The 23988-nt window shown below is 65.3% G+C and carries 18 protein-coding genes; 6 read left to right on the forward strand and 12 right to left on the reverse strand.

All coding sequences use genetic code 11. From position 1 onward, the window contains the following. Window positions 1-140 precede the first annotated feature (140 nt). Window positions 141-1376, forward strand: coding sequence for an ABC transporter substrate-binding protein (locus WDM24_RS18775; RefSeq protein WP_338832057.1), 1236 nt, complete (start codon window positions 141-143; stop codon window positions 1374-1376). Window positions 1377-2207: 831 nt separating this feature from the next. Here the strand turns inward: WDM24_RS18775 and WDM24_RS18780 are convergent. The 7 genes from WDM24_RS18780 to WDM24_RS18810 form a co-directional block, all read right to left on the reverse strand. Then, on the reverse strand, window positions 2208-2867 hold the full coding sequence (locus tag WDM24_RS18780; RefSeq protein WP_338832058.1) for a hypothetical protein: 660 nt from the start codon (window positions 2865-2867) through the stop codon (window positions 2208-2210). Beyond that, window positions 2864-4189 (reverse strand): O-antigen ligase family protein, encoded by a 1326-nt coding sequence (locus WDM24_RS18785; RefSeq protein WP_338832059.1) that lies wholly within the window; start codon window positions 4187-4189, stop codon window positions 2864-2866. Before WDM24_RS18785 ends, WDM24_RS18780 begins: the two co-directional genes overlap by 4 nt. A 6-nt stretch (window positions 4190-4195) precedes the next feature. After that, entirely contained in the window at window positions 4196-5623 is a 1428-nt protein-coding gene (locus tag WDM24_RS18790) for a glycosyltransferase family 1 protein (RefSeq protein WP_338832060.1), read from the reverse strand. Continuing rightward, the gene (locus tag WDM24_RS18795; RefSeq protein WP_338832061.1) at window positions 5620-6360 is read right to left on the reverse strand and encodes an ABC transporter ATP-binding protein; all 741 of its coding nucleotides are present in this window, start codon (window positions 6358-6360) and stop codon (window positions 5620-5622) included. The genes WDM24_RS18790 and WDM24_RS18795 overlap by 4 nt, the downstream gene beginning before the upstream one ends. A gap of 2 nt (window positions 6361-6362) precedes the next feature. After that, the gene (locus WDM24_RS18800) at window positions 6363-8303 is read right to left on the reverse strand and encodes a glycosyltransferase (RefSeq protein WP_338832062.1); all 1941 of its coding nucleotides are present in this window, start codon (window positions 8301-8303) and stop codon (window positions 6363-6365) included. Between the two features lie 17 nt (window positions 8304-8320). Then, window positions 8321-8527 carry a hypothetical protein gene (locus WDM24_RS18805; protein WP_338832063.1) on the reverse strand — a complete coding sequence of 69 codons (207 nt, stop codon included), beginning with the start codon at window positions 8525-8527 and terminating at the stop codon, window positions 8321-8323. 261 nt (window positions 8528-8788) lie between these two features. Beyond that, window positions 8789-9223: a hypothetical protein gene (locus tag WDM24_RS18810; RefSeq protein ID WP_338832064.1), complete on the reverse strand. Its 435-nt coding sequence runs from the start codon at window positions 9221-9223 to the stop codon at window positions 8789-8791. A gap of 161 nt (window positions 9224-9384) precedes the next feature. Here WDM24_RS18810 and WDM24_RS18815 point away from each other — a divergent pair, with 161 nt between their 5' ends. Both WDM24_RS18815 and WDM24_RS18820 read left to right on the forward strand, forming a co-directional pair. Next, entirely contained in the window at window positions 9385-10260 is an 876-nt protein-coding gene (locus WDM24_RS18815) for a DUF6502 family protein (RefSeq protein ID WP_338832065.1), read from the forward strand. Next, window positions 10257-11480: a DUF5666 domain-containing protein gene (locus tag WDM24_RS18820; protein WP_338832066.1), complete on the forward strand. Its 1224-nt coding sequence runs from the start codon at window positions 10257-10259 to the stop codon at window positions 11478-11480. Before WDM24_RS18815 ends, WDM24_RS18820 begins: the two co-directional genes overlap by 4 nt. A gap of 69 nt (window positions 11481-11549) precedes the next feature. Here WDM24_RS18820 and WDM24_RS18825 read toward each other — a convergent pair whose 3' ends face one another. Continuing rightward, on the reverse strand, window positions 11550-12914 hold the full coding sequence (locus WDM24_RS18825) for a M23 family metallopeptidase (RefSeq protein WP_166294912.1): 1365 nt from the start codon (window positions 12912-12914) through the stop codon (window positions 11550-11552). A 100-nt stretch (window positions 12915-13014) separates the two neighbouring features. Continuing rightward, the gene (locus WDM24_RS18830) at window positions 13015-13728 is read right to left on the reverse strand and encodes a peroxiredoxin (protein WP_338832067.1); all 714 of its coding nucleotides are present in this window, start codon (window positions 13726-13728) and stop codon (window positions 13015-13017) included. 241 nt (window positions 13729-13969) lie between these two features. Here WDM24_RS18830 and WDM24_RS18835 point away from each other — a divergent pair, with 241 nt between their 5' ends. After that, window positions 13970-17674 carry a DUF3971 domain-containing protein gene (locus tag WDM24_RS18835; protein ID WP_338832068.1) on the forward strand — a complete coding sequence of 1235 codons (3705 nt, stop codon included), beginning with the start codon at window positions 13970-13972 and terminating at the stop codon, window positions 17672-17674. Window positions 17675-17711: 37 nt separating this feature from the next. Then, window positions 17712-18335, forward strand: a complete 624-nt coding sequence (locus WDM24_RS18840; RefSeq protein WP_338700560.1) for a class I SAM-dependent DNA methyltransferase — start codon at window positions 17712-17714, stop codon at window positions 18333-18335. A gap of 60 nt (window positions 18336-18395) precedes the next feature. On the opposite strand, the gene WDM24_RS18845 is transcribed toward WDM24_RS18840, so the two are convergent. From WDM24_RS18845 to tyrS, 3 genes are all read right to left on the reverse strand, one after another. Further along, complete coding sequence (locus tag WDM24_RS18845) at window positions 18396-19988, reverse strand: alkaline phosphatase family protein (RefSeq protein ID WP_338832069.1); 1593 nt, start codon at window positions 19986-19988, stop codon at window positions 18396-18398. 185 nt (window positions 19989-20173) lie between these two features. Then, window positions 20174-21418: an MFS transporter gene (locus WDM24_RS18850; RefSeq protein ID WP_338700562.1), complete on the reverse strand. Its 1245-nt coding sequence runs from the start codon at window positions 21416-21418 to the stop codon at window positions 20174-20176. Window positions 21419-21474: 56 nt separating this feature from the next. Then, window positions 21475-22728, reverse strand: coding sequence for a tyrosine--tRNA ligase (gene tyrS, locus WDM24_RS18855; protein WP_338832070.1), 1254 nt, complete (start codon window positions 22726-22728; stop codon window positions 21475-21477). A gap of 150 nt (window positions 22729-22878) precedes the next feature. Between tyrS and WDM24_RS18860 the strand changes: the two genes are divergently transcribed. After that, window positions 22879-23982 carry an anhydro-N-acetylmuramic acid kinase gene (locus tag WDM24_RS18860; protein ID WP_338832071.1) on the forward strand — a complete coding sequence of 368 codons (1104 nt, stop codon included), beginning with the start codon at window positions 22879-22881 and terminating at the stop codon, window positions 23980-23982. Window positions 23983-23988: the final 6 nt, after the last annotated feature.

Here is a 23988-nt window from a genome sequence, read left to right on the forward strand (position 1 = left end):
CCCCAGATCGACCTTCAATCACAAATAGCGCCAGGCAACAATGCCGTTTCGCCCAACGGAAAAACCCAGCGCTTGCCAGCACATGCGTCTCTTGCGAGACTTGCCGCCAAAACCAACGACAAAAAATCGGGGAGAAAACGATGCCGGCTCGTCTCGGATATATTGGCGCAATCGCGGCGTTCGCAAGTGCCGCACTGATCGCGACCTCGGCCACCGCGCAGAAGAAATACGATCCCGGCGCGAGCGATGGCGAAATCAAGATCGGCAACATCATGCCATACAGTGGCCCGGCGTCGTCCTATGGGGTGATCGGCAAGACCGAGGCCGCGTTCTTCCGCATGATCAACGACCAGGGCGGCATCAACGGCCGCAAGATCAACTTCATCAGCTACGACGACGCCTATTCGCCGCCGAAGGCGATCGAGCAGGCGCGCAAGCTGGTCGAGAGCGACGAGGTGCTCTTGATCTTCCAGCCGCTCGGCACGCCGTCCAATTCGGCGATCATGAAGTACATGAATGCCAAGAAGGTGCCGCAATTGTTCGTCGCCTCCGGCGGCACCAAGTTCGGCGACCCCAGGAACTTCCCCTGGACGATGGGCTTTCAGCCCAACTACCAGAGCGAGGGACGCATCTACGCGAAATACATTCGCGACAATTTCCCGAACAGCAAGATCGCGGTGTTCTGGCAGAACGACGATGCCGGCAAGGATCAGTTCAAGGGCCTGAAGGACGGGCTCGGCGACAAGATCGGCATGATCATCGCCGACAAGTCCTACGAGGTCTCCGATCCCTCGATCGATTCGCAGATCGTCGCGCTGCACGATTCCGGCGCCGACATCTTCTTCTCCTGGGCGGCGCCGAAGGGATCGGCGCAGGCGATCCGCAAGGTCGGCGAGCTCGGCTGGAAGCCAAAGTTCTTCCTCGCCAACACCGCGACCACGGTCGCCTCGGTGCTGAAGCCTGCGGGGCTCGAATATTCCAAGGGCATCATCTCGACCCAATACCTGAAGGATCCGACCGATCCAACTTGGGACAAGGACCCCGCGGTCGTGAAGTGGCGCGGCTTCATGGACAAATACTATCCCGAGGGGGACAAGGCCAATTTCAACAGCGTCTATGGCTATGTGCAGTCGGAGGCCATGGTGCAGGTGCTGAGGCAGTGCGGCGACAATCTCACGCGCGAGAACGTCATGAAGCAGGCGGCCAGTCTGAAGAACTTCCACTCCGATCTGATGCTGCCGGGCATCATGGTCAACACCTCGCCGGACGACTACTACCCGATCGAGCAGATGCAACTGATGCGGTTCAACGGCGAGGCCTGGGAGCTGTTCGGCGACGTGATCACGGGCGAGGTCGGGCACGACGCGACGCGGTAGGATCGCATTTTTCGATACTCCCGTCATTGCGAGCGAAGTGAAGCAATCCGTCGCGCCGCAAGTGGAGGCTTGGGTTGCTTCGTCGCTTCGCTCCTCGCAATGACAGGGAGTTTCGGATTGAACTGAGGCAGCAAATTCTCGGTGTCATCACCCGCGATGCGGGTGATCCAGTATCCCAGAGGCCGCAGTGTTTGAGCCGAGAGGCCGCGGCGTACTGGATCGCCCGGTCGAGCCGGGCGATGACAGCGTGGGTGGGGACGGAGCTTCGCATTCTCGCGACATGGTCGTCCGAGCTTTGCTCTTCGTTCCGCCCTTTCCTTGAGCAGAGGGCGCAGGGAAAGCCGGGTGCCGATCGCACCCATGGGTCCGGTGCAACAAGAAGCACCGGAGGTAGGACCACAGGTGTAACCGGAGCAATCCGGCTTTCCCTGCGCGATGGGCTACGGCTTACTTCGTGCTCTCCCCGGCGAGACTTGGCTTTTTTGTCACCGCCTCGCGAAGATGCTTCGCATCTCGCGGGGGACACCGGCCACTAGGGCGTCAGGACCACACGACTTCGCCGTCCGCCTCATGCGCACTCGTCAGTCGCGCAATCGGCGTCCACCGCATCTCACCGCAACACCCGTGGCGATGCGCAGCGCCCTTCAATCGGGTGAGAGGCCGCAATCTATACACTGAGTTGCAGTTCGGATAAAGCGAATTATTTCAACCGCGAGGATTTGACAGGTTTTTGCTGAGTTGCCCGCCAGAAGAGCTGGAAACTCCATCCGGTCGGACGCAAAAAATCAATGAGTCGCGCCGGCACCGATCGATGCCTTTGCGTAGTTCGCGCTATTCGCAATATTCCGAAAGGATCAGGTTCAGCCAGGCGCTGCCTTGCACACCGTTGACGCCCCACGCGGCTTCGATCGCCGGGATCGGCTGGCCATTTTTGTCGAAGACCGGATTGCCCGCCGGGTCCCGCAGCTGGCCAACGGGCACGTCGACCGAAAGGCTGTCGGAGTGGACGCTGTTGGTGATCGGCGAGAGCGCCCAGCTCGCGCCTGGCCGGCGAAACGAGCTATAGATCGTGCCGGTCCAGTCGGACGACCCTGCCGATCCGGTCAATCTCACCTCTTTCGGGAAGGGCACCTTGCCGGTTGCGGGGTCGCGCAAGAACTGATCGAGCGGGATCTGGGTCCAGGCGCCGGCGCAAGCGTGGGTCGGTCCGGTCCCGTTGGAGCACATCGCGGGCGTGGTGTTCGGCGCGAAGTTGCACGGCGAGAAGGCGTATTGCGTGTCGTCGTAGCCGGGACAGGCGCCATAGGTGCCGCCGTCATTGTAGTGGTTGTAAATGATCGTCGGGTCACGGACGCTGCCCCTGGCGAAATGCCAGGAGCATGCCTCCGACCAGTTGGCATAGACCGCAGCGTTCGCCGGTTGCGCGAGCAGCCCGGCAAGCGCTGCGGCAAGATGTACGCGCGTCCGCGTTGGCGCCGCTGTCGCACTCATGCCCGGCGTGCCGTGGCGGTAGCTGCCAAGATCTTCTCCGGCTGCCGCGCCCGCAGCGTCATGCCGCCGGCGACGCCGACGCCCATCACATACATCCAGCCTTCGTGAAAATCGGACAGATGCGAGTTGAGCAGCGAACTCGTGATGTTCTGCACGACGACGGCAAGCCCGATCCAGGTCACGAGATCGCGGCTGACGAGATCGCGGCCGGTGAACAGGCGGATGTGGCTGGTCCACATGGCATAGAGCAACAAGATGCCAATCAGCCCCCACTGGATCCCGACATTGAAGGTCTGGTTGTGCGGATTGTTGATCACCTCGGCCTGCAGGCCGGTCTGGCCGGCGGCATCCTGCGTGAACGTGTGCTTGATCGCGCCGGTGCCGTGCCCGAGCCACGGCGCCCCGGCGATGAATTTCACCGACTTCCGCCAATAGGTCAGCCGCTGCGCGGTGGAGGCGATGCCGAAGGTGTCGTGCGCGCGATACTCGATGCCGACATCGGCGATACGTTGGCGCAGATAGGGGGATGTGGTCCAGACCAAAAGGCTTGCTGCGGCGACAGCGGCGAACAAGAGCCGCGTGGCGCGTCGTGACAAATGCAGCGAGGCGAACAGGATCAGGAGCAACGGTATGTAGACCAGCGCGGTCCGTGCCGAGACGACATAGAACATGTTGGCGAGGAACAGCAGGATCAGCGCGAGGCAGCCTGCCGCGATGCGCCATTGCCGGGCCCGCATCGCCGTCAATGCCGGCAGCGCCAGCGCGAAGACGCACAGCGCGAACTCCTGGCTCTGGTCGACATAGTTCTTGACCGGCACGCCGGCGGAGGCGGTGTGTGCGAGCTTGAGCTGCGGCAGCGCCAGCACGATCCAGGACAGGACCATCATCAGCGTGCACGAGGCCAGAAAGGCCGTGAAGACCCAGAGCCCGCGCTGCGAGCGCTGGAAGTAGCCGAGCAGGAACGGCAGCAGCAGCAGCTTGCTGAGCGGCTTGATGCCGTGCAGCCGTTCGGTCCAGTCGGCCTCCGACCAGGCCAGGCCGACCAGCGCGAGCGCGACCAATGCGATCGGCAACGCAAAGGACGGCCGTGCGAGATCGAGAACGAATTGCTCCCAGTCGATGGTCGGGAGCACCGCGACAAGCCACAGCAGCATGAAGACGGCGAGCGCGGTCGTCGACCAGGGCAGCGACGCCGCGGCCAGCGCGATCATTGTATCGGTGGCGCGGAGGTAGGCGACCGAGCCGGACCAGGCGCGGACACGGTCGCGCCATCGCATCGGCGGTTCGATGGCAAGACCAATGGCGTCGGAATCGGTGGTCATGACCGGTCACACGCCGTGTGCGGTCGCGCTGTGGAATGTAACCATCGCGGCGGACAGCGCCGCGGCGGCGGCCGCGATTTCGGGGGCAGCCCGATGGGACAGCAGGTCGCGCGCCTGGGTATGATGGCCGAAGCGCTCGGCGAGCTCGGTCCGGCGCTCGCGGATCCGCTCGCGCCATTGCTCCTGCTGCGCCAGAACGCGCCGCACCGAGGCGCAGATCGATTCGGTCGAGAACGGATCGAAATAGTCTGCAAGCTCGCCCGCGACCTCGCGGAACACGGCAATATCGGAGCACAGTACGGGGGTATTCGCCGCAAATGCCTCGATGATCGGGACGCCGAAGCCTTCAGCGAGGCTCGGCATGATCAGGCCATGCGCGCCCGCGATCAGCGCCGCCTTCTCGTGCTCATCGACATAGCCGGAGAAGCGGACGTTCTTCGGCAGGTTGCGCGCCTGATTGGCGCCGCCGGCATAGCCGATCACGATGAGATCAGCCTCCGGCAGCGTGCGGAAGGTGCGGATGACGGCCGCAAGGTTCTTGCGGGGCTCGTTCGAGACGATGACGACGAAGCTCGGCCGTGCCGGGACGGTGGTTGGCACCGGCGCAAGCGGGGCTTCCGCCACGTCGAAACGGGTCCGCGGATAGACCACCCGCGCCGGAATGTGCGCATATTGCGGGAGCAGGGCGCGGAAGCGGTTCATGCTGTAGTTCGAGACGAAGGCGAGCTCGTCGGCCTGATGCACGCTGGTGAAAAGGCGCGACAGGAACAGGCGGGTCGCGATGTCGTCCAGCTTGAGATCGGTGATCGGCAGCAGGTCGTGGACGACGCAGATCACCTTGGCGTTCGGATGGCGCCTGATCGCAACCCGGGTCGGGGTGTCGATGAGAATGACGTCATAGTCGCGCGCATCGACCCGCGGCGGGGGCAGCCGGGTCAGGGCCGAGGTGTCCTGATAGCTGTAGAAGCCGGGCTCGAGCAGGAAATCGCCGAACAATTCGAGATGGCGCAAATCGGTCGGAATGTATTCGAGGCCCTCGGTCCGGTTCTCGATCAGCTTGACGCTGGTCGGCAGCAGATGAACCGAGCGCAGGAAGGCGATGATGAATTCAAGCGAGGTCGCCGCCTTGAGCTTGTGCTTGAACCAGTCGACGGTGCGGCGCAGGCCGCCGCGCATCATCGGCGAGTTCATGTCGGTTTCATCGAGGAAACGATAGAGCGCGAGCAGCTCGATCAGCCGCGAGTCCTCGGGCAGCAGGCGCGTCCGCTGCTGCCTCTGGCGCAGCTTCCGGTAGCGGCGCGTCGTCTCCACGACGAGCGTCAATTGATTTCCGTCGCCGGCGAGCGAGCGGATCAATTCGCGCGTGAAGTGGAAGATGCCGCGCTTGTGGTTGGGTTCGCCAAGCGCCTCGCTGACGACCAGGATCTTTGTCATGCGCTGATTTCTCTGAGCTCGAGGTGATGCGGGACGGGAGCATCCAGCGCAACGGTGCTGGCGATGCGGCCGTGATCGAGATTGATGATGCTGGTGCAGGTGCGGCGCAGCAGCGCATGGTCGTGCGAGGCGATGATCACGATCGCCGCGGTCTCGACCATCTTGCGCAGCCGCTGCTCCGCCTTGGCCGAGAAATTCTCGTCGACCACACTGAGCCATTCGTCGAGCAGCAGGATGTCGGCGGGAAAGGCGGTGGCGGTCGCAAACAGCACGCGCATCAGCATGCCCGAGGAGAACATGCGCAGCGGCAGCCGCCGCATGCGCTCCTCCAGTTCGGTGAAGGCCCAGATGTCGTCGAGGATCGCCGGTGTCGGCTTGCGTCCCGATATCCGCAGCAGCAGGTTGATATTGTCGGCGGCGACGAAATCGAGATTGACGCCGGCCCCTAAGCCCAGCAGCGGCACGATGTTGCCGGAAATCTCGACCCGGCCGCTGGTCGCCGGAAAGACCCCGGCGATCAGCCGCAACAGCGTCGACTTGCCGGAGCCATTCGGCCCGGCAAGGCCGATGCGTGCGCCCGCTTTCGCGTCGATCGAGATGTTGTCGATCGCGCGGATGGTGCGCATCTCGCTGCCCTGGCGGAACAGCCGCCCGAGCACGCGGCGCTTCAGCGAGAAGTCGTAGGCGCCGTACAGCGGATAGTCGAGGCAGACGTCGCGGAGCTGGATGCTTGCCATGCCTAGATCCAGAACGCCGCTTTGCGCAGATGGGCGACGGTGACGGTCGCGGCGACCGCGAGCACGGCGAGGCAGGCCAGCACGTAGATCACGCTGGTCGTCGCGACATGACCTGTTATCAGCGGGTCGCGCCAGATCGCGAACAGATGCGTCAGCGGATTGAGCCGCATCACCGTGGAGCCGCGATCGATCATCTCCTCTGTCCAGATGATCGGCGAGGCCAGGAATGCCAGGGTCAGCGAGGATTCGATGATCGGCTTGATGTCGCGATAACGTGTTGCCAGCGCGCCGAGCACGAGGCTCAGGGCCAGCGTGCAGACGACGAAGAGGGCAAGGCCGGGCAGGGCGGCGATGGCGCCGCCGACATCGCGGGGTGTCAGCGCGAGCCAGAGGATCAGCGGCACGACCGCGTTGTGGGCCGCGAACAGCGCCTGCCGGAAGGTACATTGCAGCAGGAAGACCACCGGCGGCAGCGCGCGATCCTTGATTAGGCTGGCCGAGTTCTGCAGCGCGGTGGTGGCGTCGAGCACGACGCTGTTGAGAAAGGTCCAGGCGGTGAGGCTCGCCGCGAGCATCGGCAGCCGCGCCAGCGCGCTCGCGTTGGAGAGATGGCCGATGACCGAGCCGAGCACGGCGACCATGATGGCCATCTGGATCGACATCCAGAAGGGTCCAAGGAGGGAGCGGACGTAGCGATGGCGCACGTCGGACCAGGCCAGTGCTGCCGCGATCTGGACCGCCCCGACGAGACCGGCCGTTTGGGGACGCGAGGCTGGGGCTGGTGAACCTGCGTCCTTTGCGGTGGCCTCGTCGGTAACGACCTTGCGGTACACTGTCTCGACTCCCTCCTTGAAGGCTGTGGTTGAGTATTTCGTCATGGCGCGATGGCGCGCGGCCTGGCCCATGCGGCGGCGGCGCTCGGGATCGTTGATCAGGGTCTCGATGGCGTCGGCAAGCGCTGCGGGATCGCCCGGCGGCACCGTAATGGCCTCGAGGCCGTGGCGGGCGACATGCGGAACGCCGGTGTCGAGCGCGGTGTTGACGATGGGGCGGCTCGCGGCCATCGCCTCGAGCTGCACCAGCCCGAAGGTCTCCGCGTTGGTCACCGACGGCATCACGAAGACGTCGGCGATGCGCATCAGCTTGACGCGTTCGCTCTCGGACACCGAGCCGAGTAGGCGGACGCGGTCCTGCAGGCCGTAGTCGCGGATCAGCTGCTCAAGGTACTCGCGCTCGCGGCCCTCGCCGACGATCCAGACTTCGAAATTGCGAGCATGCGCCGCACGCACCAGCACGTCAAAACCCTTGTAGGGTACCAGCCGTCCGCAGGCGAGCACCAGGCGGCCGCGCGCGTTGACGTCATCCGGCTGGGCCGCCGGCCGGTCATATTTCGCAACATCCACACCAAATGGAACGGCGTGGCATTTGTCGGAAAATTCCTGCAGCAGCGGCGTGGTCTCGAGCAGCACCGGATCGGAGACGATGATCGCGGCGGCGCGACGCAATGTCCGCCGCATCAACGGTTCGACGAGGAAGCGCAAGGCCGCGTGCGAGACGATGTCGGCGTGCCAGTGCACCACCAGCGGACGCGCGCGGCCGAGCCCGAGCGCGAACACGAGGTCGGCGAGCGGGAAGGGGGCGTGCAACGCCAGCAAATCGTGCTCGCCGATGCGGCGCCACAGCCGCCACGGATAGGTCGGCGCGGCCGGCAGCGACAGCATGTCGCCGAACGAGTGCACGCGCTCGACGGCGACGTCGTTGACCACGATCTGCCGCTCGCCGCCGGAGCGCGAGCAGACCAATACCGCGGCGTTGAAGGTGTCCTTCAGGCCGGCGCAGATGTCGCGGATCACCGTTAGCGTGCCGCCGAACAGGTCGGGGTAGTAGACCTTGAAGATGTGCAGCACCGAGGGGCGCCGGACCGGCGCGTTGACAACAATCATGGGCGGCTCGATCCGGATCATGCTGCGAACAGGGCGACGACGAACGGCAGCGCCAGCGCGGTGAAGAACACCAGCGAGCGCAGCAGCGCCGGAAACACCGGCTCGATCGGGCCGCAGGGCACCTGCGGCGTGAAGCGGAGTGTGGTGGCGGCGAACCGACCGGGTTCGCAAGACGAACCGGATTCGCGAGGCGAACCGGGGTCGCGGGCCGAACGGAGAGACATTGCGTCGGATTCCCTGCTGAATGGATTCTGGATACGTGGGAAAATTTCACACGTCAATGGCGCCGGACTAAAATGTGGGATTATGTCCCACGTGTGGCGGTGGATAACTTTTTTGAAGGAGGAGAAACGCGGCCGCGTGACGTCACGGTCGCGCCACGACGGCGCGAGCTGAGCGAAATGACGAGGAAATGAGCAGAGCTATCGCGTGCGGCAGGCGACAACTGATCGTCATGCCCGGGCACGGCGATCAGGGAGCAGGCGTCAGGCCGGCTCGGCCGCGCTGCGTGCGGCGGATGGCTGCAACTTGCGGCGGATCGCGGCGATGTCGAAATGGATCCGCTCGGGCAGCATTGCGGCTGCGGGTCGCTGCAGATCCTGTTCGATCACGACGCGCTTGCCGCCATCCGATGTCAGCGCGATCGAGATCGAATGCGCCCGCGGCTCGGCCGCGAGCCCGGCATGCGCGCGGCAGGCATATTCGCCGGCACGCAGGGCGCCGAAACCGAAGGCGAGCAGGCGGCCATAGATGTACAGCGCCACCAGGTCGGCTTCGTCGAACCGGCGCGGCGAGCCGGGCACAACGCCCGGCAGGCAGGGATAGCTGCCCGCCATCACCGTCGCCACGAACTCCTCGTAGGGAACCTGGGCGATCCGGCAGGCTTCCGCGATCGCAAGGTCGAATCGGGCAGGCGTCATGGAGCGGTCCGTAGCGATGGCGCAACGTCACGCACCGTGACGTCAGCGCCCGCAAGCGCGCATTGTGTCCGGAGGTGACTTTATTTCCCATAAGTGGGAAAATGTCACACGTCAAGGGCGGTGGGATTGTGTCCCACGGGACGGACGGCTAAAACTTGGGCATGAATGCCAAAGTCCAGAAGCCGAAACCGGCATCGTCAGCGCCGATTGCCGCAGCGAAGCTGCATTCGCCGCTGGCGCGGATGCTGCGTCCGCTGGTCCGGCTTTGCATCCGCGGCGGCATGACGTTTCCGGCGCTGACCCAGCTGTTGCGCGAGCTCTATGTCAACGTCGCCGAGCACGATTTTGCGCTCGAAGGCAAGGAGCAGACCGACAGCCGCGTCAGCCTGCTGACCGGCATCCACCGCAAGGAGGTGGCGCGGCTGCGCGGCGCCGGCGCGCCGGTCAATGCGGTGCCGGCGACGCTGTCGCGCACCAGCGCGATCATCGCGCGCTGGCTGGCCGCGCCCGAATTCACCGACGCGAAGGGCGACCCGCTGCCGCTGCCGCGCACCGCGGATGGCGGCGCGCCGTCGTTCGAGTCGCTGGTCGAATCGATCACCAAGGACGTGCGGCCGCGCGCGGTGCTGGACGAATGGCTCGACCGCAAGCTCGTCACCATCAACGACGATGACGAGATCGTGCTGGTCGAGGAGGCCTTCGTCCCGCATGGCGACGACGACCGCAAATGGCACTATCTCGGCCGCAATCTGCACGACCATGTCGCGGCCGCCGAGATGAACGTGTCGTCGGCGACACCGCGCTTCCTCGAACGCGCGGTGCATTATGACGGGCTGTCGGCCAAGCTGGCAAAACGGCTCGAGGGCCGCTCGCGCGAGCTCGCGATGGAGGCGCTGAAGGTCGCCAACCGCGAGGCCAACCGCGCTCTGGCCAAGGACAAGGGCGGCGACTATCGCTGGAATTTTGGCATCTACATCTATCGCGAAGGCCCGGACGGCCCGGTCGATGACGATGCGGACGAAGGCGGCGCGTCATGAAGCGCCCGCCCGTCATCTCGCGCCGCGCGCTGCTAGCAGCGTTCTGGCTCGCCGGAACGTCGCTCGCGGGCGCGCAGGGCAAGAAGCGCGGCAGCGACCAGGGCATCGGCGGCACCGGGATCACCGGCTCGGATCAGGGCATCGGCGGCACCGGCATCGTCGGCGTGATCCAGCGTTTCGGCTCAATCTATGTCAACGGCGAGCGGGTCGGCTACGCGGCCGATGTGCCCGTGCGGATCGACGGCGAGGCGGCGAGCGCGAAGGCGCTGCGGATCGGACAGCTCGCGCGCGTGGTGGCGCAGCGCGATGCTGGCGGCACGCTGTCCACCAAACGCATCGATGTGACGAGCGAAGTGACCGGGCCGGTCGAGCAAATGAAACCGGGCGAGCTGACGGTGCTCGGCCAGAAGGTCGCCTGGAACGGCCGCGAGAGCTGGCTGAAGCCGGGCGCGCATGTCGCCGTGTTCGGGCTGCGCCGCACCGACGGCGTCGTCGTCGCGAGCCTGGTGCAGCAGCACAGCGCCGCCGCGACGCATGTCACCGGGCCACTGGAGCGCGACCGCTCCGGGACCTTGCGGATCGGCGATCTCAAGCTGACCGGCGTCAACGCCGCGCTCGCCGGCCAGCGCGTCTATGCCGAGGGCCAGGTCGCGCAGGGCGTGATGCAGGTTGCGCGCAGCCGCGCCGACGACTTCTCCGATCTCACCGGCGCCAACCGGCTCCTGATCGAGGCCTATGTGCGGCGGGTTGGCAACGATCTGCAACTCGGCTCCGGCTTCGTCGCGCGCGATTATTCGCGCTTCTCGCCGGCGGCCGATACGCGCGTGGTCGTCAACGCGCAGCTGTCGGGCACGCGCGAGCTGCGCGTCGAATCGGTGCAGTCGGTCGGCAAGTTCCCGGGCTCCTCGGTGCGGAGCCCCGGCACGCCCGGACGTGGATCCGGTGGCGGCGGACCCGGATCAGGACATGGTCCCGGCGGGCCGGGTGGTGGTCCTGGCGGTACTCCCTCTGGTCCGTCCGGTGGACTGCCGCCGGGTGGCGGCGGTCCCGCGCCCAATCCGGCCACGGGTGGATCAACCGGTCCAGAGCCCGGCGGTGGCTTTGGGGCACCCGGCGGCGGACCCTTCGGAGGCGGTGGTGGACCTTTCGGCGGCGGCGGGCCGGGCGGCGGGTTCGGCGGCGGCGGACCGCCGGGCGGCATGGGCGGCGGCCGGCGCTGACGCCACAAACGAGATCGGCGCAAGCGGGGCCGCTTGCGCCGACGTTCAGATCATTGTCGAGCGGCGGAGCTAGCCCGCGCTGAGCCGGACGCCGGCGCGGAGGAATTTCTGCGGATCGACCGCTTCGCCGTCGATGCGGGTTTCATAGTGCAGATGCGGACCGGTGGAGCGGCCGGTCGAGCCAACGGCGCCGATCACCTGGCCGATCTTGACGGTGTCACCGACCTTGACGCCGATCTCGGAGAGATGGCCGTAGCGGGTCGACAGGCCGTTGCCGTGATCGACCTCGACCATGCGGCCATAACCGCCGGCCCAGCCCGCCGACACCACCTTGCCGTTGGCGGTGACGCGCACCGGATCGCCCTGGGCGGCGCGGAAGTCGAGGCCGGTGTGCATCGCCGGCCGGCCGAGGAAGGGATCAGAGCGCACGCCGAAGCCGCTGGTGAACTCGACTTCGCCAACGACCGGCTTGCGATAGGGCACCAGCGCCAACGTCTGGTTCAGCCGCTGCATCTGGGCGCGGTTGATGTTGATGCGATAGAGCTGGCGCTCAAATGCGCCGGCGTCGGCAGAGAGTTTCACAGGGACAAAGGGCCCGCCCATGCCCGAGCGCGGCGTCGCCGCTTCGAGCTGCGCCATGTTGAGGCCGAGGTCGGAGATCACGCCGCGCATCCGGCGCACCCGCGATTCGATGCCGTCCTCGACCGAAGACAGCGCGGCGACCTGGCGCCGCTCGACCTGGTCAAGCGAGGTCTGCAGACGGACCAGGACGTTGTCGACGCCCTGCGCCTTGGCGAACTGGTTCGGCTGCGCCTTGGCGATCAGCGGCGCGCGCGATTCCAGCCGCGCCTCGCGATCCGGCGGCGCCACGAAGATCACAGTGTCGCTGATCGGCGAGGGTTTTGGCGTGCCGGAGGAGGGCGCCTGCTCGGCGCGGCCCTGCGGCTTTATCGATCCGGTAGAGGTGGCATCGGGCATCGCGCCGAGCGCGGTGGCGCGCGATTCCAGCGTCGACTGCCGCTTCATGATCTGGTCGAGCTTCTGGTCGAACTGCTCCTGGTCGAGCAGCTGGCGACTGGTGGTGCGATCGACCTTGGCGCGCAGCTCGGAGATGCGGTCCTCATAGGCGTATTGCATCTCGGCCTGGCGCGCGATCAGCCGGGTCAGGACGTCGTCACGGAATGCGAAATAGGTCGCGGTCGCGGCCGACCACATGCCGAGCAGGACCACGGTGCCGACCGCGATCCAGAACACGACCGGCCCGAACCGGACCTGCTTGCCGGCATGGACAATGGTGTAGCCTTCGCCGGAGGCCGCCACCGCTGCGGCCGGAGCGGCGTACTGCGCTGCCGGACGGCGTGCGGGCGTCCGGCCATGGTCCTGCGGATGATGGTGTTTCTGGTATTCCTGGTGATGACCGGACCGGCTCGACATCGGTACTCCCGCGGCCGGTCGGACCAAGCTCCGTACGGCTAATTTGCGGGGCCGATTTGAGCCCGCCATGGTTAATTTTCAGGAAACGGAACCCCTCCGATCAGAGCGCTCGGGCGGCCTCCAGTACCGCTTCGGCATGGCCGTCGACCTTCACATGGCGCCAGATCCGGGCGACTTTTCCACCGGAATCGACCAGAACCGTGGTGCGAATAATTCCCATGAAGGTCCTGCCATACATGGATTTTTCACCCCAGGCGCCATACGCCTCCAGCAACTGATGGGCCGGGTCGGAGACGAGCGGCACGGACAGCTGGTGTTTGTTTCGAAATGACTCCTGCGCCTTAACCGTATCGGCGGATATGCCGACCACCTCGGTCCCGCTGGCGGTGAACTCGCTCTTGAGCCGGGTGAAGTCGATCGCCTCCCGGGTGCAGCCAGGGGTGTCGGCGCGGGGGTAGAAGAACAGCACCAGCTTCTTGCCGGCGAAATCCTTAAGCGAAACGGTGTCGCCGCCGTCGCGCGGCAGGCTGAAGGCCGGCGCCGCGGCGCCTTCGGCGAGTGTGACGGCGGACGGCTTGGTCACTGACGCGGCCGGCTCACGCTTTAACGGTTTCGATGCAGCCTTGTGCGAGGCTTTGCTTCGAACACCCGCCGCGGTCTTGGTCTTGGTTGTTTTGGCGGCTGCCTTTTTCGCAGCTGTTGTGCGGGTTTTGGTCGCGGACTTCCCAGTGCTTGCGCTTGCGGCGCGCGCAACCTTTGTTGCGACCCGCTTTCCGGTTGTGTTGGAGGATTTCTTGCGCGTTTTCTTGGACATACGCCTTCCTTTCGTCGCTTTCCGAGGCTCAACCATTGAGGTATTGCGGGTCTCATTCGGGGCGGCCGGATTCGCGTCGGCCGCTGGGCAAGTTTGATGGCCACGGAGTATGGTGACAAGGAATTCGACGCGTACCCGTCCGCTTGCTGAATTGGCTTTTGTTTGGGTTGTTTGGTCCGTTCTTTTTGGTCCGTTCTTGGGGCCATCGGCGAGTAACATGATTAGGCGAGGATAGGCGGCGATGCCGGCACAGGAGCGCTCGATACGAATCGACGGGCGTCCTGATGGCGGCGATCAGCTTCGCCGTCAGCACAGAGAGGCAATGGCAAGGAACACGTCGCCGCAGGGTCCAAATCCGCGCGCCGGGGCTGACTTCTCGCAATGGGAAGACGCCGCCGCGTGGGACGAGCAGGATGAGGCGGCGGGCCACCGTGCGCGGCAATTGCTGTCGCGTTCCAACGGCAACCTGCATCGCTTCTCCGACTTCTGCTCCGGCATGCAGCGCTGGCTGAACGGCGAGCGCTGGATTCGTCGCATCGGTCTGGTCCTCGCGGTGCTCGTCGTGATCTTCGCGACCTGCTTCGCCGCGTTGTGGTGGCGGCTCGGTGCCGGTCCAATCAATCTCGACATGGCGACGCCGTGGCTTGCCGCGGCGATCGAGGAAAATATCGGCCACGGCAACACCGTCGAGGTCGGCGGAACCCAGATCGAGCGCGCCGGCCGCGTCAGGATCGCGGTGCGCATCCGCGACATCATCGTGCGCGACCGCGACCATGCGATCGTGGCGAGTGCGCCGAAGGCCGAGGTGCGCTTGTCGGGCACGGCGCTGCTGATGGGGCAGTTGCGGGCGGAGAGCCTCAACCTGGTCGATGCGGAGCTGTCGGTCCGCATTACGCCCGATGGCTATGTGACGGTATCCACCGGCGATACCGCCAAGCCGCTTGCCACCGGCGTTGCTTCCAAGAGGGAGGCGGGCATGCCGCCGACATTCCCGCGTCCGGTACCCGCCGCACCATCGCCCGCGGTGCCGTCGCCGCCGGTTGCCTCCGAGCCCTCGGCGGCCACGCCGGAATCGGCCCAGAGCGGACTGCTCGCCGGTCTCGACTGGCTCGACAGTCTCAGCCTGACCGGCCTCGACGGCCAGAACCTCAACGAGATCGGCCTGAAGAACGGCAATCTCGTCGTCGACGACCAGCAGCGCGGCAACAAATGGAGTTTTGAGAATATCAGCCTGAGCCTGCGGCGCCCGAGCGGCGGCGGCGTTGCGCTCAGTTTCGGCGAGGAGGGCGCAAAGCCCTGGTCGGTGCGCATGGTGATCGGGCCGCAGACCAACGGCGTGCGCTCGGTCGACATCAAGGCCGACAAGGTCTCCACCAGCAACATCCTGCTCGCGCTCAGGACCAAGGACCTGACCTATACCGCCGACCTGCCGTTATCGGGCGAATTGAAAGGCGAGCTCGGCCGCGACGGCCTGCCGACCTATTTCCGCGGCAAGGTCAATGTCGGAGCCGGCAACATCATCGATACCGATACGCCCGACTACCCGATGCCGGTCGATTCGGCCGAGATGAGCGTCGAATGGGATTCAGGGCGGCGCGTGCTGCTGGCGCCGATCAAGATCGTCTCAGGCGCCAATCGCATCACGCTGCTCGGCCATCTCGAACCACCGAACGACAATGTCACGGACTGGCAGGCCGGTCTGTCGGGCGGCACCATCGTGCTGGCCGACGCCGACAAGAATGAGCCGCCGCTGATCTTCAATCGCATCAACATCGGCTTCCGGTTCGACACCGACAAGAAGCGCGTGCTGCTGACCCAAGCCGACATCTCCAATGGCGAGATCGGCGTCGCCGGCACCGGCAGCATCGATTATTCCGGCGAGCCGCGGTTGCAGCTCGGTTTTGCCGGCACGCCGATGTCGGCCTCCGCCCTGAAGCGGATGTGGCCGGTCATCATCGTGCCCGAGTTGCGCGAATGGGTGCTCGAGCGGATCGACCGCGGCACGCTCCAGCGCATCGATGTCGGGGTCAACTCGCCGGTGCACAATCTGTCCCGCAAGGGACCGCCGATTCCGGATGACGGCCTCTCGGTCAACATCGTCGCCTCTGGAGTCACGGTGCGTCCCGTGGACAAGATGCCTGCGGTGCATGATGCGGACCTGAAGGCGAGGGTAACCGGCCGCACCGCGACCGTGACCATCAACCAGGGCATCGCCGACACGCCGGCGGGCCGCAAGATCACGTTGTCGGACTTTACCTTCGAGGTGCCGGACATGGCGCCCAAGCCGTCGCCGTCGAAGGTCAAGTTCCGGGTCGACTGCCCGGTGCCGGCCGCCGCCGAAATCTTGGCATCCGACCGGCTCAGCGATCTCTCCGGTCCGCCGATCGATCCCAACGCCAGCAAGGGCAACGTCACGGCCACGATCAATCTCGGCATGCCTGTGAAGGGCGAGCTGACCAAGGCCGATACGCAATATTCCGTCACCGCCGACATTGCCGGTGTTGCCGTCGACAAGCTGGTGATGAACCAGAAGCTCGAGGCCAATACGCTGAAGGTGATCGCCAGCAACGCCGGCTTCCAGGTCAAGGGCGACGTCAAGATCAACGGACAGGCGGCGTCGCTCGACTACCGCAAGCCGGCCGACGGCGATGCCGACGTCAAGCTGCAGGCGACGCTGGATGACGCGAGCCGCGCACGCCTCGGGCTCGATCTCGGGCCGGCGGTCTCGGGCGCAATCCCGATCAAGCTGAGCGGCAAGATCGGCAGCGGCGACAATCCGACCACCAAGATGGGCGTCGAGGCCGACCTCACCCAGCTCAAGCTCGACAACATCCTGCCGGGTTGGGTCAAGGCGCAGGGCAGGGCCGGCAAGGCGACCTTCAACGTGGTGCCGAAGGGACAATCGACCCGGTTCGAGGACATCTCGATCGAAGGCAGCGGCGTGTCGATCAAGGGCGCGCTCGAGGTCGACCAGAACGGCGACCTGATGAATGCGAACTTCCCGACCTACGCGCCGTCGGAAGGCGACAAGACATCGTTGCGGGCCGATCGCGGTCCCGACGGCGTGATCAAGGTGACGATCCGCGGCGACGTGTTCGACGGCCGCGGCTTCCTGAAATCGGCGATCTCCGGCCGCGACAGCGATCCCAAGAGCAAGGCCAAGACCACCGATTTCGATGCCGATCTGAAACTCGGCGCGGTGGCCGGCTTCAACGGCGAGGCGATGCGCGGCGTCGACGCCAAGATCTCGCGCCGCAACGGGTTCTTCAAGGCGTTCACGCTGGCCGGCAAGGTCGGCGGCCAAGCCACCCCCGTCAGCGTCGACTTGCGGCGCCAGCAGGCACGGGAAGTGATCTATCTGCAAACCGCCGACGCCGGCGCGCTGCTGCGCTTCATCGATACCTATTCCAAGGTGGTCGGCGGTCAGCTGATGCTGGCGTTGGAGCCGCCGACACCGGATCAAGGTCCCAAGGACGGCCTGATCACCATTCGCGACTTCTCGGTGAAGGGTGAATCCCAGCTCGACCGCGCGGTCGCCGGCGGGCCGATCAGCACCCAGAACGGCATCGGGTTCGACGCGCTGCGCGCCGAGTTTACGCGCCAGAGCGGGCAGCTTTCGATCCGCGACGGCGTGGTCAAGGGACCGAGCATCGGCGCCACCATCAAGGGCAGCATCGACTATGTCGGCAATCAGGTGCGGATGAACGGCACCTTCATTCCGATGTACGGGCTGAACAACATGTTCGGGCAGATCCCGTTCTTCGGGATATTCCTCGGCGCCGGCAGCAATGAGGGCCTGATCGGCGTCACCTATGAAGTGGTGGGAACGCCGAACCAGCCGGTGCTGCGCGTCAACCCGATCTCGGCCCTCGCGCCCGGGCTGACGCGGAAGATCTTCGACTTCAATCAATACAATCCGACCGATCTGCCGCCGACGAACAATTAGGGCATGATCCGTTGCAGCCGGCCAAGCTGGATCAGACTTGCAGGACAAGGCCAGCCAGATCATCGATCATTACGAGCGCCACGCGACCGCGTGGGATGCCGACCGGCGCGCGGCCGACTGGAACGACAAGCCGTGGCATGATCGCTTCATCAAGGCGCTGCCTGCCGCGGCTGATGTGCTCGATCTCGGTTGCGGATCGGGTGTCCCGGTCGCCCGGCACATGGCCGAGCGCGGGCTTCGCGTCACCGGCGTCGACGCGTCGCGGACTTTCATTTCGCTGTGCCGTGAACGACTCCCCGAGCATGAATTCGTCGTCGGGGATATGCGGTCGCTGCAGCTTGCCCGTCAATTCGATGGCGTGCTCGCCTGGGACAGCTTTTTCCACCTTACGCCGGAGGACCAGCGCGGGATGTTCGACGTGTTCGCCCGGCACGCCGGCCCATCCGCTGTGCTGATGTTCAACAGCGGGCCGCACCATGGCGAAAGTGTCGGCCGGTATCGCGGCGACCCGCTCTATCACGCGAGCCTGGGGCCGGACGAGTACAGGGCGTTGCTGGACGGCATCGGCTTTGATGTCATTGCCCATGCTATCGAAGATTGGACAAGCGCAGGCGGCCGTACGGTCTGGCTTGCGCAAAGGCGAGTTCACAGAACGGCATAAGAAAACGACGCCCGAATGGATCGGGCGCCGTTGATTTCAAGTTTTCCGCAGACGTCTGATTCAGCGGTCGAAACCGGGCAGGGCGGCGGTGTGCTCCGCGCGGGCGCCGGTCAGCTTGTTGGGGTTGAGGTGGAGTGCGCGCAGGATCGTCGGTGCGACCTGCTTGTTCTCGACCTTCTCATCAACCTCAGCGCCTTCGAAGCCGGGGTTGGCGACGACCAGCAGGACGTGGGTATCGTCATCGGTGAAGCCGCCATGCTCGGAGACCTTCTTCGAACTGCCGCTGTAGATCGTGCCATGGAGCGGCTGGATGATGATGTCGGGCGTGCGGCCCTGCGCCGGGTTACCGAATTTGTCCTCCAGTTCGTCGCCGGCATAGATCTTCTCGATCCGGGCCTGGTTCAGGAGGACCTTGTCGTTCTCGAGGATGCCGACGGCCTTCGCGGTTTGGGTCCGATCGGCCAGCCAGATCAGCGAGACGTCGTCGGCAGTCTCCTGTGCCACCTTCACACCGCCGGCGGTCAGGAGGTCGACCGGGTCGACGACGTCGGCATGGCCCATCGGCAGCCTCGGATTGGTGCTGCCCTTCAGCATGTGAAGCTGGCCCACGTCGATCGGCGACTGGCCATGCTTCGCACCGACGACAACCAAAGTATTCTTCGTGAGATGCTGCTTGTCGAGCTGATCAAGCATCTGGCCAAGCGAGCTGTCGACGAAGTCGAGCGACAATTCGAGCTGCGCGCTCGGTGTGCCCTTTGCGTCGGTGTAGCCGTCGGCCGTGACCTTCTGTCCGACGCTGACGGCCTGGAAGTTCATGCCCAGGATCGCCGGCACGCCAACCGTCTTGGTCCCGGTGTGGTCGAGGCCCTTGATCCAGTTCAGGACGGCGGTGACCTTCAGATTGTCATAGTAGCGGGTGTAGACCGGGTTCACGGTCCAATCGTCACTGGCCTGAGGCGTCGGGATCAACTGAGGTGCGGTGGCAAGCACGGTCGTCGAATTGATCTCGGGCGCATAGAGCTCATCGAGGCCCTTGCCGGAGGGGCCGCTGATAATCTCATAGGCCGGGTGCTTGTCCGACCAGGCCGTGCGCAGGCTGGCCTCGTGGATGACTTCCATGATCGTCGTGGTGTCGTTCTTCAGGTACGCGTGCGGATAGACCGGCTGGCAGGCGCTGCCGATCTTGCGCAGCGGCAGGTTCGCCGGATTGATGTGGTCGGAATTCGCCGGACCACCGCCGTCGAGCTTGTTCAGATCGTAATCGAGCGCTTCGAAGTATGTGGCTTCGGTACCGGGCTTGCCCTGGCAATTGCTTCCGGGCGGATACAGGGTCTGGTCGTAGGTGTCGTCGTAGAAGACGCCGTGCGTCTTCGGCGAGGCGCCGGTCATGAACGCCAGCAGCCCCGGAAAGGAGTCTGACGGGCGGGAGGTGTGCGCATTGGTGTAATGCACACCGTGCCTCAGCAGCTTGGCGAAGGCCGATGTCGGGTGACCCTTGACGTACCGCTGCAGGTCGACCTCGTGCATGCCGTCGACGCTGATCAGAAGCACGTGCTCGATAGCGCGATGGTCGTCATCGTCGGCGCGTGCGGCCGCGCTGAGCGCGGTCGAGCCGAGCAATACTGCAATCGCGAACTTTCCGAATCTATTCATGATTGAGCCCTCCCTGGAGAAATTGGCGTCCTTGAATACCGCCGCGAACACGACGGCGATGTGAAACCGGAATGATGATGTCATGACTGTCCGCGTCGAGCGACGCGGACCAGTTCGCGAGAAGAGAATGCGCCAAGACAAGAAATCGAGAGCCCCGATCCGATTCAATCGGAACGGAAGCAGCGCTAGCGCCGCAGCGCCGGCACCACCAGGAACGGGATCAGGCCGAGCACCACATTGACCAGCGCGAAGGCGATCAGCGGATTGTAGCTGTGGGTCCAGTCATGGATGAGGCCGCCACCCCATGAGCCGAGGCCGGAGCCCAGACCGCTGCCGATCATGATAGTGCCGTAGATGGTGCCGACGCGCTCGCCGCGGAAGATTTTCAGCGCGGTCGCAGTGATCAGCGGGCCGCGTGAGCCGATCATGCTGCCGAAGCAGATGATGAAGCCGGTCAGCAGCCAGTAGTTCGGATACCACTGCAGCAGCCAGAGCAGGATGATGCCGAGGATCGAGACGCCGTAGCTGAACAGCACCGACGGGCGGCGGCCGATGATGCCGTCGAGCGTGGAGACGCCGAGCATGCCGACGAACAGCGCGACGCCGGAGAATCCCCAGGCGGTCGCCGCCTGCAGCGGCGGGAAGCCGACATCGATCAAATAGGCGACGATCTGCGCGGTGAGCGCGTACATCGCGACCGCCGTGAAGAAGAAGGTGGAGAACAGCGCCCAGAAGGCGTGGTGGCGCATCGCGCCGAGCAGCGTCCAGCCTTCGTCGGCCAGACTGGTCTCTGCTTTCCTGACGATGTGCGGCGAGCCGCCTGCGAGCAGACGCCACGGCAGCAACACCAGCGGCACAAGGAGGCAGAGCGCACCGACGCCGAACGCCTGATAGGCGTCGCGCCAGCCGATCCGGTCGATCAGAACCTGCGATAGCGGCAGCAACACCAGCAAGCCGGCGCCCATGGCCGAATACATCACGGCCATCGCGGTCGGCAGCCGCGGCCCGAACCAGCGGCCGAGCAGGATCGAGTTCGAGACATTGCCGATCAGCGCAGTGCCGAAACCGACGCAGAGGCCGACGCTGAGCTGGAATTGCCAGAGTTGCTGAGCGCGCGACGCGACCAGGAAGGCGCAGCCGAGCAGCGACAGGCCGAGCGCATAGACCACGCGCGGGCCCGAGCGGTCGAACAGGCGTCCGACCAGCGGCGCGGCGAGGCCGCTGGCGAGCCAGGCCAGCGAATAGACCGACACCACCGAGGCGCGGTCCCAGCCGAAATTTTCCGAGATCGGTTTCAGGAACACCGTAAAACTGTCGCTGAGGCCGCGCCCGAGCACCGACAGCACGAAGCAGAGCGCCAGCACGTTCAGTGCGACGCGCGCGGATTTCGGCTTCGCGAACCTGTCGTCGAGGGGCGTGTTCTGGTCCATCGCAAAGGAGGGAGCGCGCTTTCGGCACGCCCCGCAACCGACAAATGCGAATATGCCTATGCAGGCTTCAGCAGCACGTGCCGCTTCTTGCCGAGCGACAGCTTGACGACGCCTTCCGGCGTGAGATTGGCTGACGTCAGCAGCATCTTCTCGTCGGTGACGGCGGCATCGTTGATGCGCAGTCCGCCGCCCTTGATCTGCCGGCGCGCTTCGCCGTTGGAGCCGACGAGCTCGGCCTTGACGAAGGCGGCGAGCACGCCGAGGCCGGCTTCGAGTTCGCCACGCGGAATTTCCACCGTCGGCAAGGTCTCGGCCAGCGCGCCTTCCTCGAAGGTGCGGCGTGCGGTCTCGGCAGCCTCAGCGGCCGCGGCGCGGCCGTGGAGCAGGGCGGTGGCTTCGGTCGCCAGCACCTTCTTGGCCTCGTTGATTTCGCTGCCGCCGAGCGCTGCAAGCTTGTTGATCTCGCTCATCGGCAGGATCGTGAACAGCTTGAGGAATTTTGTGACGTCGGCGTCCTCGACATTGCGCCAGTACTGCCAGAAGTCGTACGGCGAGAACTGGTCGGCATTGAGCCACACCGCGCCCTTGGCGGTCTTGCCCATCTTGTCGCCGGAGGCGGTGGTGAGCAGCGGCGTGGTCAGCGCGAACAGCTGCGGCGAGCCCATGCGGCGGCCGAGATCGACGCCGTTGACGATGTTGCCCCACTGGTCGGAGCCGCCCATCTGCAACCGGCAGCCGGCGCGGCGCGACAGCTCGACGAAGTCGTAGGCCTGGCAGACCATGTAGTTGAATTCGATGAAGCTCATCTCCTGCTCGCGCTCGAGCCGGAGCCGCACCGAGTCCATCGTCAGCATGCGGTTGACCGAGAAGTGCCGGCCGATGTCGCGCAGCATCTCGATCCAGTTCAATTTTGTCAGCCACTCGGCGTTGTCGAGCATGATGGCGTCGGAATGCCCGTCGCCATAGCGCAGCACCTTGGCGAACACGCCGCGGATGCTCGCCTTGTTCGCTTCAATCTCCGTGACCGTGCGCATCGCGCGCGTCTCGTCCTTGCCGGAGGGGTCGCCGACCATCGTGGTGCCGCCGCCCATCAGCGTGATCGGCTTGTTGCCGCTCTGCTGCAGCCAGTACAGCATCATCATGGTGAGGAAGTTGCCGATGTGCAGCGACGGCGCGGTGCAGTCGTAGCCGACATAGGCGGTCGCCTCGCCCTTCGCGGCAAGCGCGTCGAGGCCCTCGAAATCGGAGCACTGGTGGACGAAGCCGCGTTCCTGTAGAGTATTCAGGAAATCCGATTTAAATGCAGTCATTTGTCGGCGAGCCAGATCATTCTTGTTTTACGGTTTTTGCATCTATTTGCGGAACCTTGACGCTGAGGCCTCGCAGGCGGCCGCGCAGTGGCATTATAGGATGTACTTGTTTGAGACAAGCCGGGGGTTCCCGGTTGGGGCGCTTCCACGATGATGTTAACGGCACTCGGTCTGATGAGCGGCACCTCGCTCGACGGGGTCGACGTCGCGTTGATCGAGACCGACGGCCGCCAGATCAAGGCCTTCGGACCCACAGGCTATCGCCCCTATACCGACGGCGAGCGCAGCCTGCTGCGCCAGGCGCTGACCGAGGCGGTGCATCTGTCGCGGCGCGATGCCCGGCCGGGAATCCTGCGGCAGGCCGAGCAGGCGGTCACCACAGCCCATGCCGAGGCGGTCGCCAGCTTCACGGCGCAGACCCGGATCTCCGCCCAGGACATCGACATCGTCGGGTTCCATGGCCAGACCGTGCTGCATCGCCCGGAGCGGAAGCTGACGGTGCAGATCGGCGATGCCCTAGCGCTCGCCAAGGCGATCCACATCCCGGTGATGCACGATTTTCGCGCCGCCGACGTCGAGGCCGGCGGGCAGGGCGCGCCGTTCGTGCCGGTCTACCACCGCGCGCTGGCGCAATCGCTGAACCGCGAGGGGCCGATCGTCGTGGTCAATATCGGCGGCGTCTCCAACATCACCTATATCGACGGCACCGACACGCTGATCGCCTGCGACACCGGGCCGGGCAACGCGCTGCTCGACGACTTCATGTTCCGCCAGATGCATCAGCCGTTCGACACCGCCGGGAAGTTCGCCGCGCTGGGCAGGGTCGATGAGGCCTGGATAGCACAGGCCTTGAGGCTGCCGTTCTTTACGCTGCCGCCGCCGAAATCGCTCGACCGCAACGACTTTGCCAGCCTGAAGCTCGGCGCCGTGGCGCCGGCCGATGGCGCTGCGACCCTGACCGCCTTCACCGCGGCTGCGATCGCCCGCGTCGTGCCGCTGTTGCCGAAGGTGCCGAAGAGCTGGATCGTCTCCGGCGGCGGCGCCTCCAACCTCACGATGATGCGGATGCTGCGCGAACGGCTGGCGCCGGCGATCGTGGAACCCGCCGAGGCGCTGGGCTGGGCGGCGGACGCGATCGAGGCGCAGGCCTTCGGCTTCCTCGCCGCGCGCGGCCTGAAGGGCCTGCCCTTGAGCTATCCCGCCACCACGGGGGTGCCGATCCCGATGACCGGGGGCATCATCGCGCGACCGTGATTTAGA

The organism is Bradyrhizobium sp. 27S5, from assembly GCF_037217225.1.
GTDB classification, from domain to species: domain Bacteria; phylum Pseudomonadota; class Alphaproteobacteria; order Rhizobiales; family Xanthobacteraceae; genus Bradyrhizobium; species Bradyrhizobium septentrionale.

Coding starts and splice junctions, on each gene's coding strand:
- WDM24_RS18790 (WP_338832060.1), bottom strand. CDS start 5,623: ATGACAAAGATCCTGGTCGTCAGCGAGGCGCTTGGCGAACCCAACCAC.
- WDM24_RS18810 (WP_338832064.1), bottom strand. CDS start 9,223: ATGACGCCTGCCCGATTCGACCTTGCGATCGCGGAAGCCTGCCGGATC.
- WDM24_RS18815 (WP_338832065.1), top strand. CDS start 9,385: ATGAATGCCAAAGTCCAGAAGCCGAAACCGGCATCGTCAGCGCCGATT.
- WDM24_RS18845 (WP_338832069.1), bottom strand. CDS start 19,988: ATGAATAGATTCGGAAAGTTCGCGATTGCAGTATTGCTCGGCTCGACC.
- WDM24_RS18780 (WP_338832058.1), bottom strand. CDS start 2,867: ATGAGTGCGACAGCGGCGCCAACGCGGACGCGCGTACATCTTGCCGCA.
- WDM24_RS18850 (WP_338700562.1), bottom strand. CDS start 21,418: ATGGACCAGAACACGCCCCTCGACGACAGGTTCGCGAAGCCGAAATCC.
- tyrS (WP_338832070.1), bottom strand. CDS start 22,728: ATGACTGCATTTAAATCGGATTTCCTGAATACTCTACAGGAACGCGGC.
- WDM24_RS18775 (WP_338832057.1), top strand. CDS start 141: ATGCCGGCTCGTCTCGGATATATTGGCGCAATCGCGGCGTTCGCAAGT.
- WDM24_RS18795 (WP_338832061.1), bottom strand. CDS start 6,360: ATGGCAAGCATCCAGCTCCGCGACGTCTGCCTCGACTATCCGCTGTAC.
- WDM24_RS18820 (WP_338832066.1), top strand. CDS start 10,257: ATGAAGCGCCCGCCCGTCATCTCGCGCCGCGCGCTGCTAGCAGCGTTC.
- WDM24_RS18785 (WP_338832059.1), bottom strand. CDS start 4,189: ATGACCACCGATTCCGACGCCATTGGTCTTGCCATCGAACCGCCGATG.
- WDM24_RS18825 (WP_166294912.1), bottom strand. CDS start 12,914: ATGTCGAGCCGGTCCGGTCATCACCAGGAATACCAGAAACACCATCAT.
- WDM24_RS18800 (WP_338832062.1), bottom strand. CDS start 8,303: ATGATTGTTGTCAACGCGCCGGTCCGGCGCCCCTCGGTGCTGCACATC.
- WDM24_RS18805 (WP_338832063.1), bottom strand. CDS start 8,527: ATGTCTCTCCGTTCGGCCCGCGACCCCGGTTCGCCTCGCGAATCCGGT.
- WDM24_RS18830 (WP_338832067.1), bottom strand. CDS start 13,728: ATGTCCAAGAAAACGCGCAAGAAATCCTCCAACACAACCGGAAAGCGG.
- WDM24_RS18860 (WP_338832071.1), top strand. CDS start 22,879: ATGATGTTAACGGCACTCGGTCTGATGAGCGGCACCTCGCTCGACGGG.
- WDM24_RS18835 (WP_338832068.1), top strand. CDS start 13,970: ATGCCGGCACAGGAGCGCTCGATACGAATCGACGGGCGTCCTGATGGC.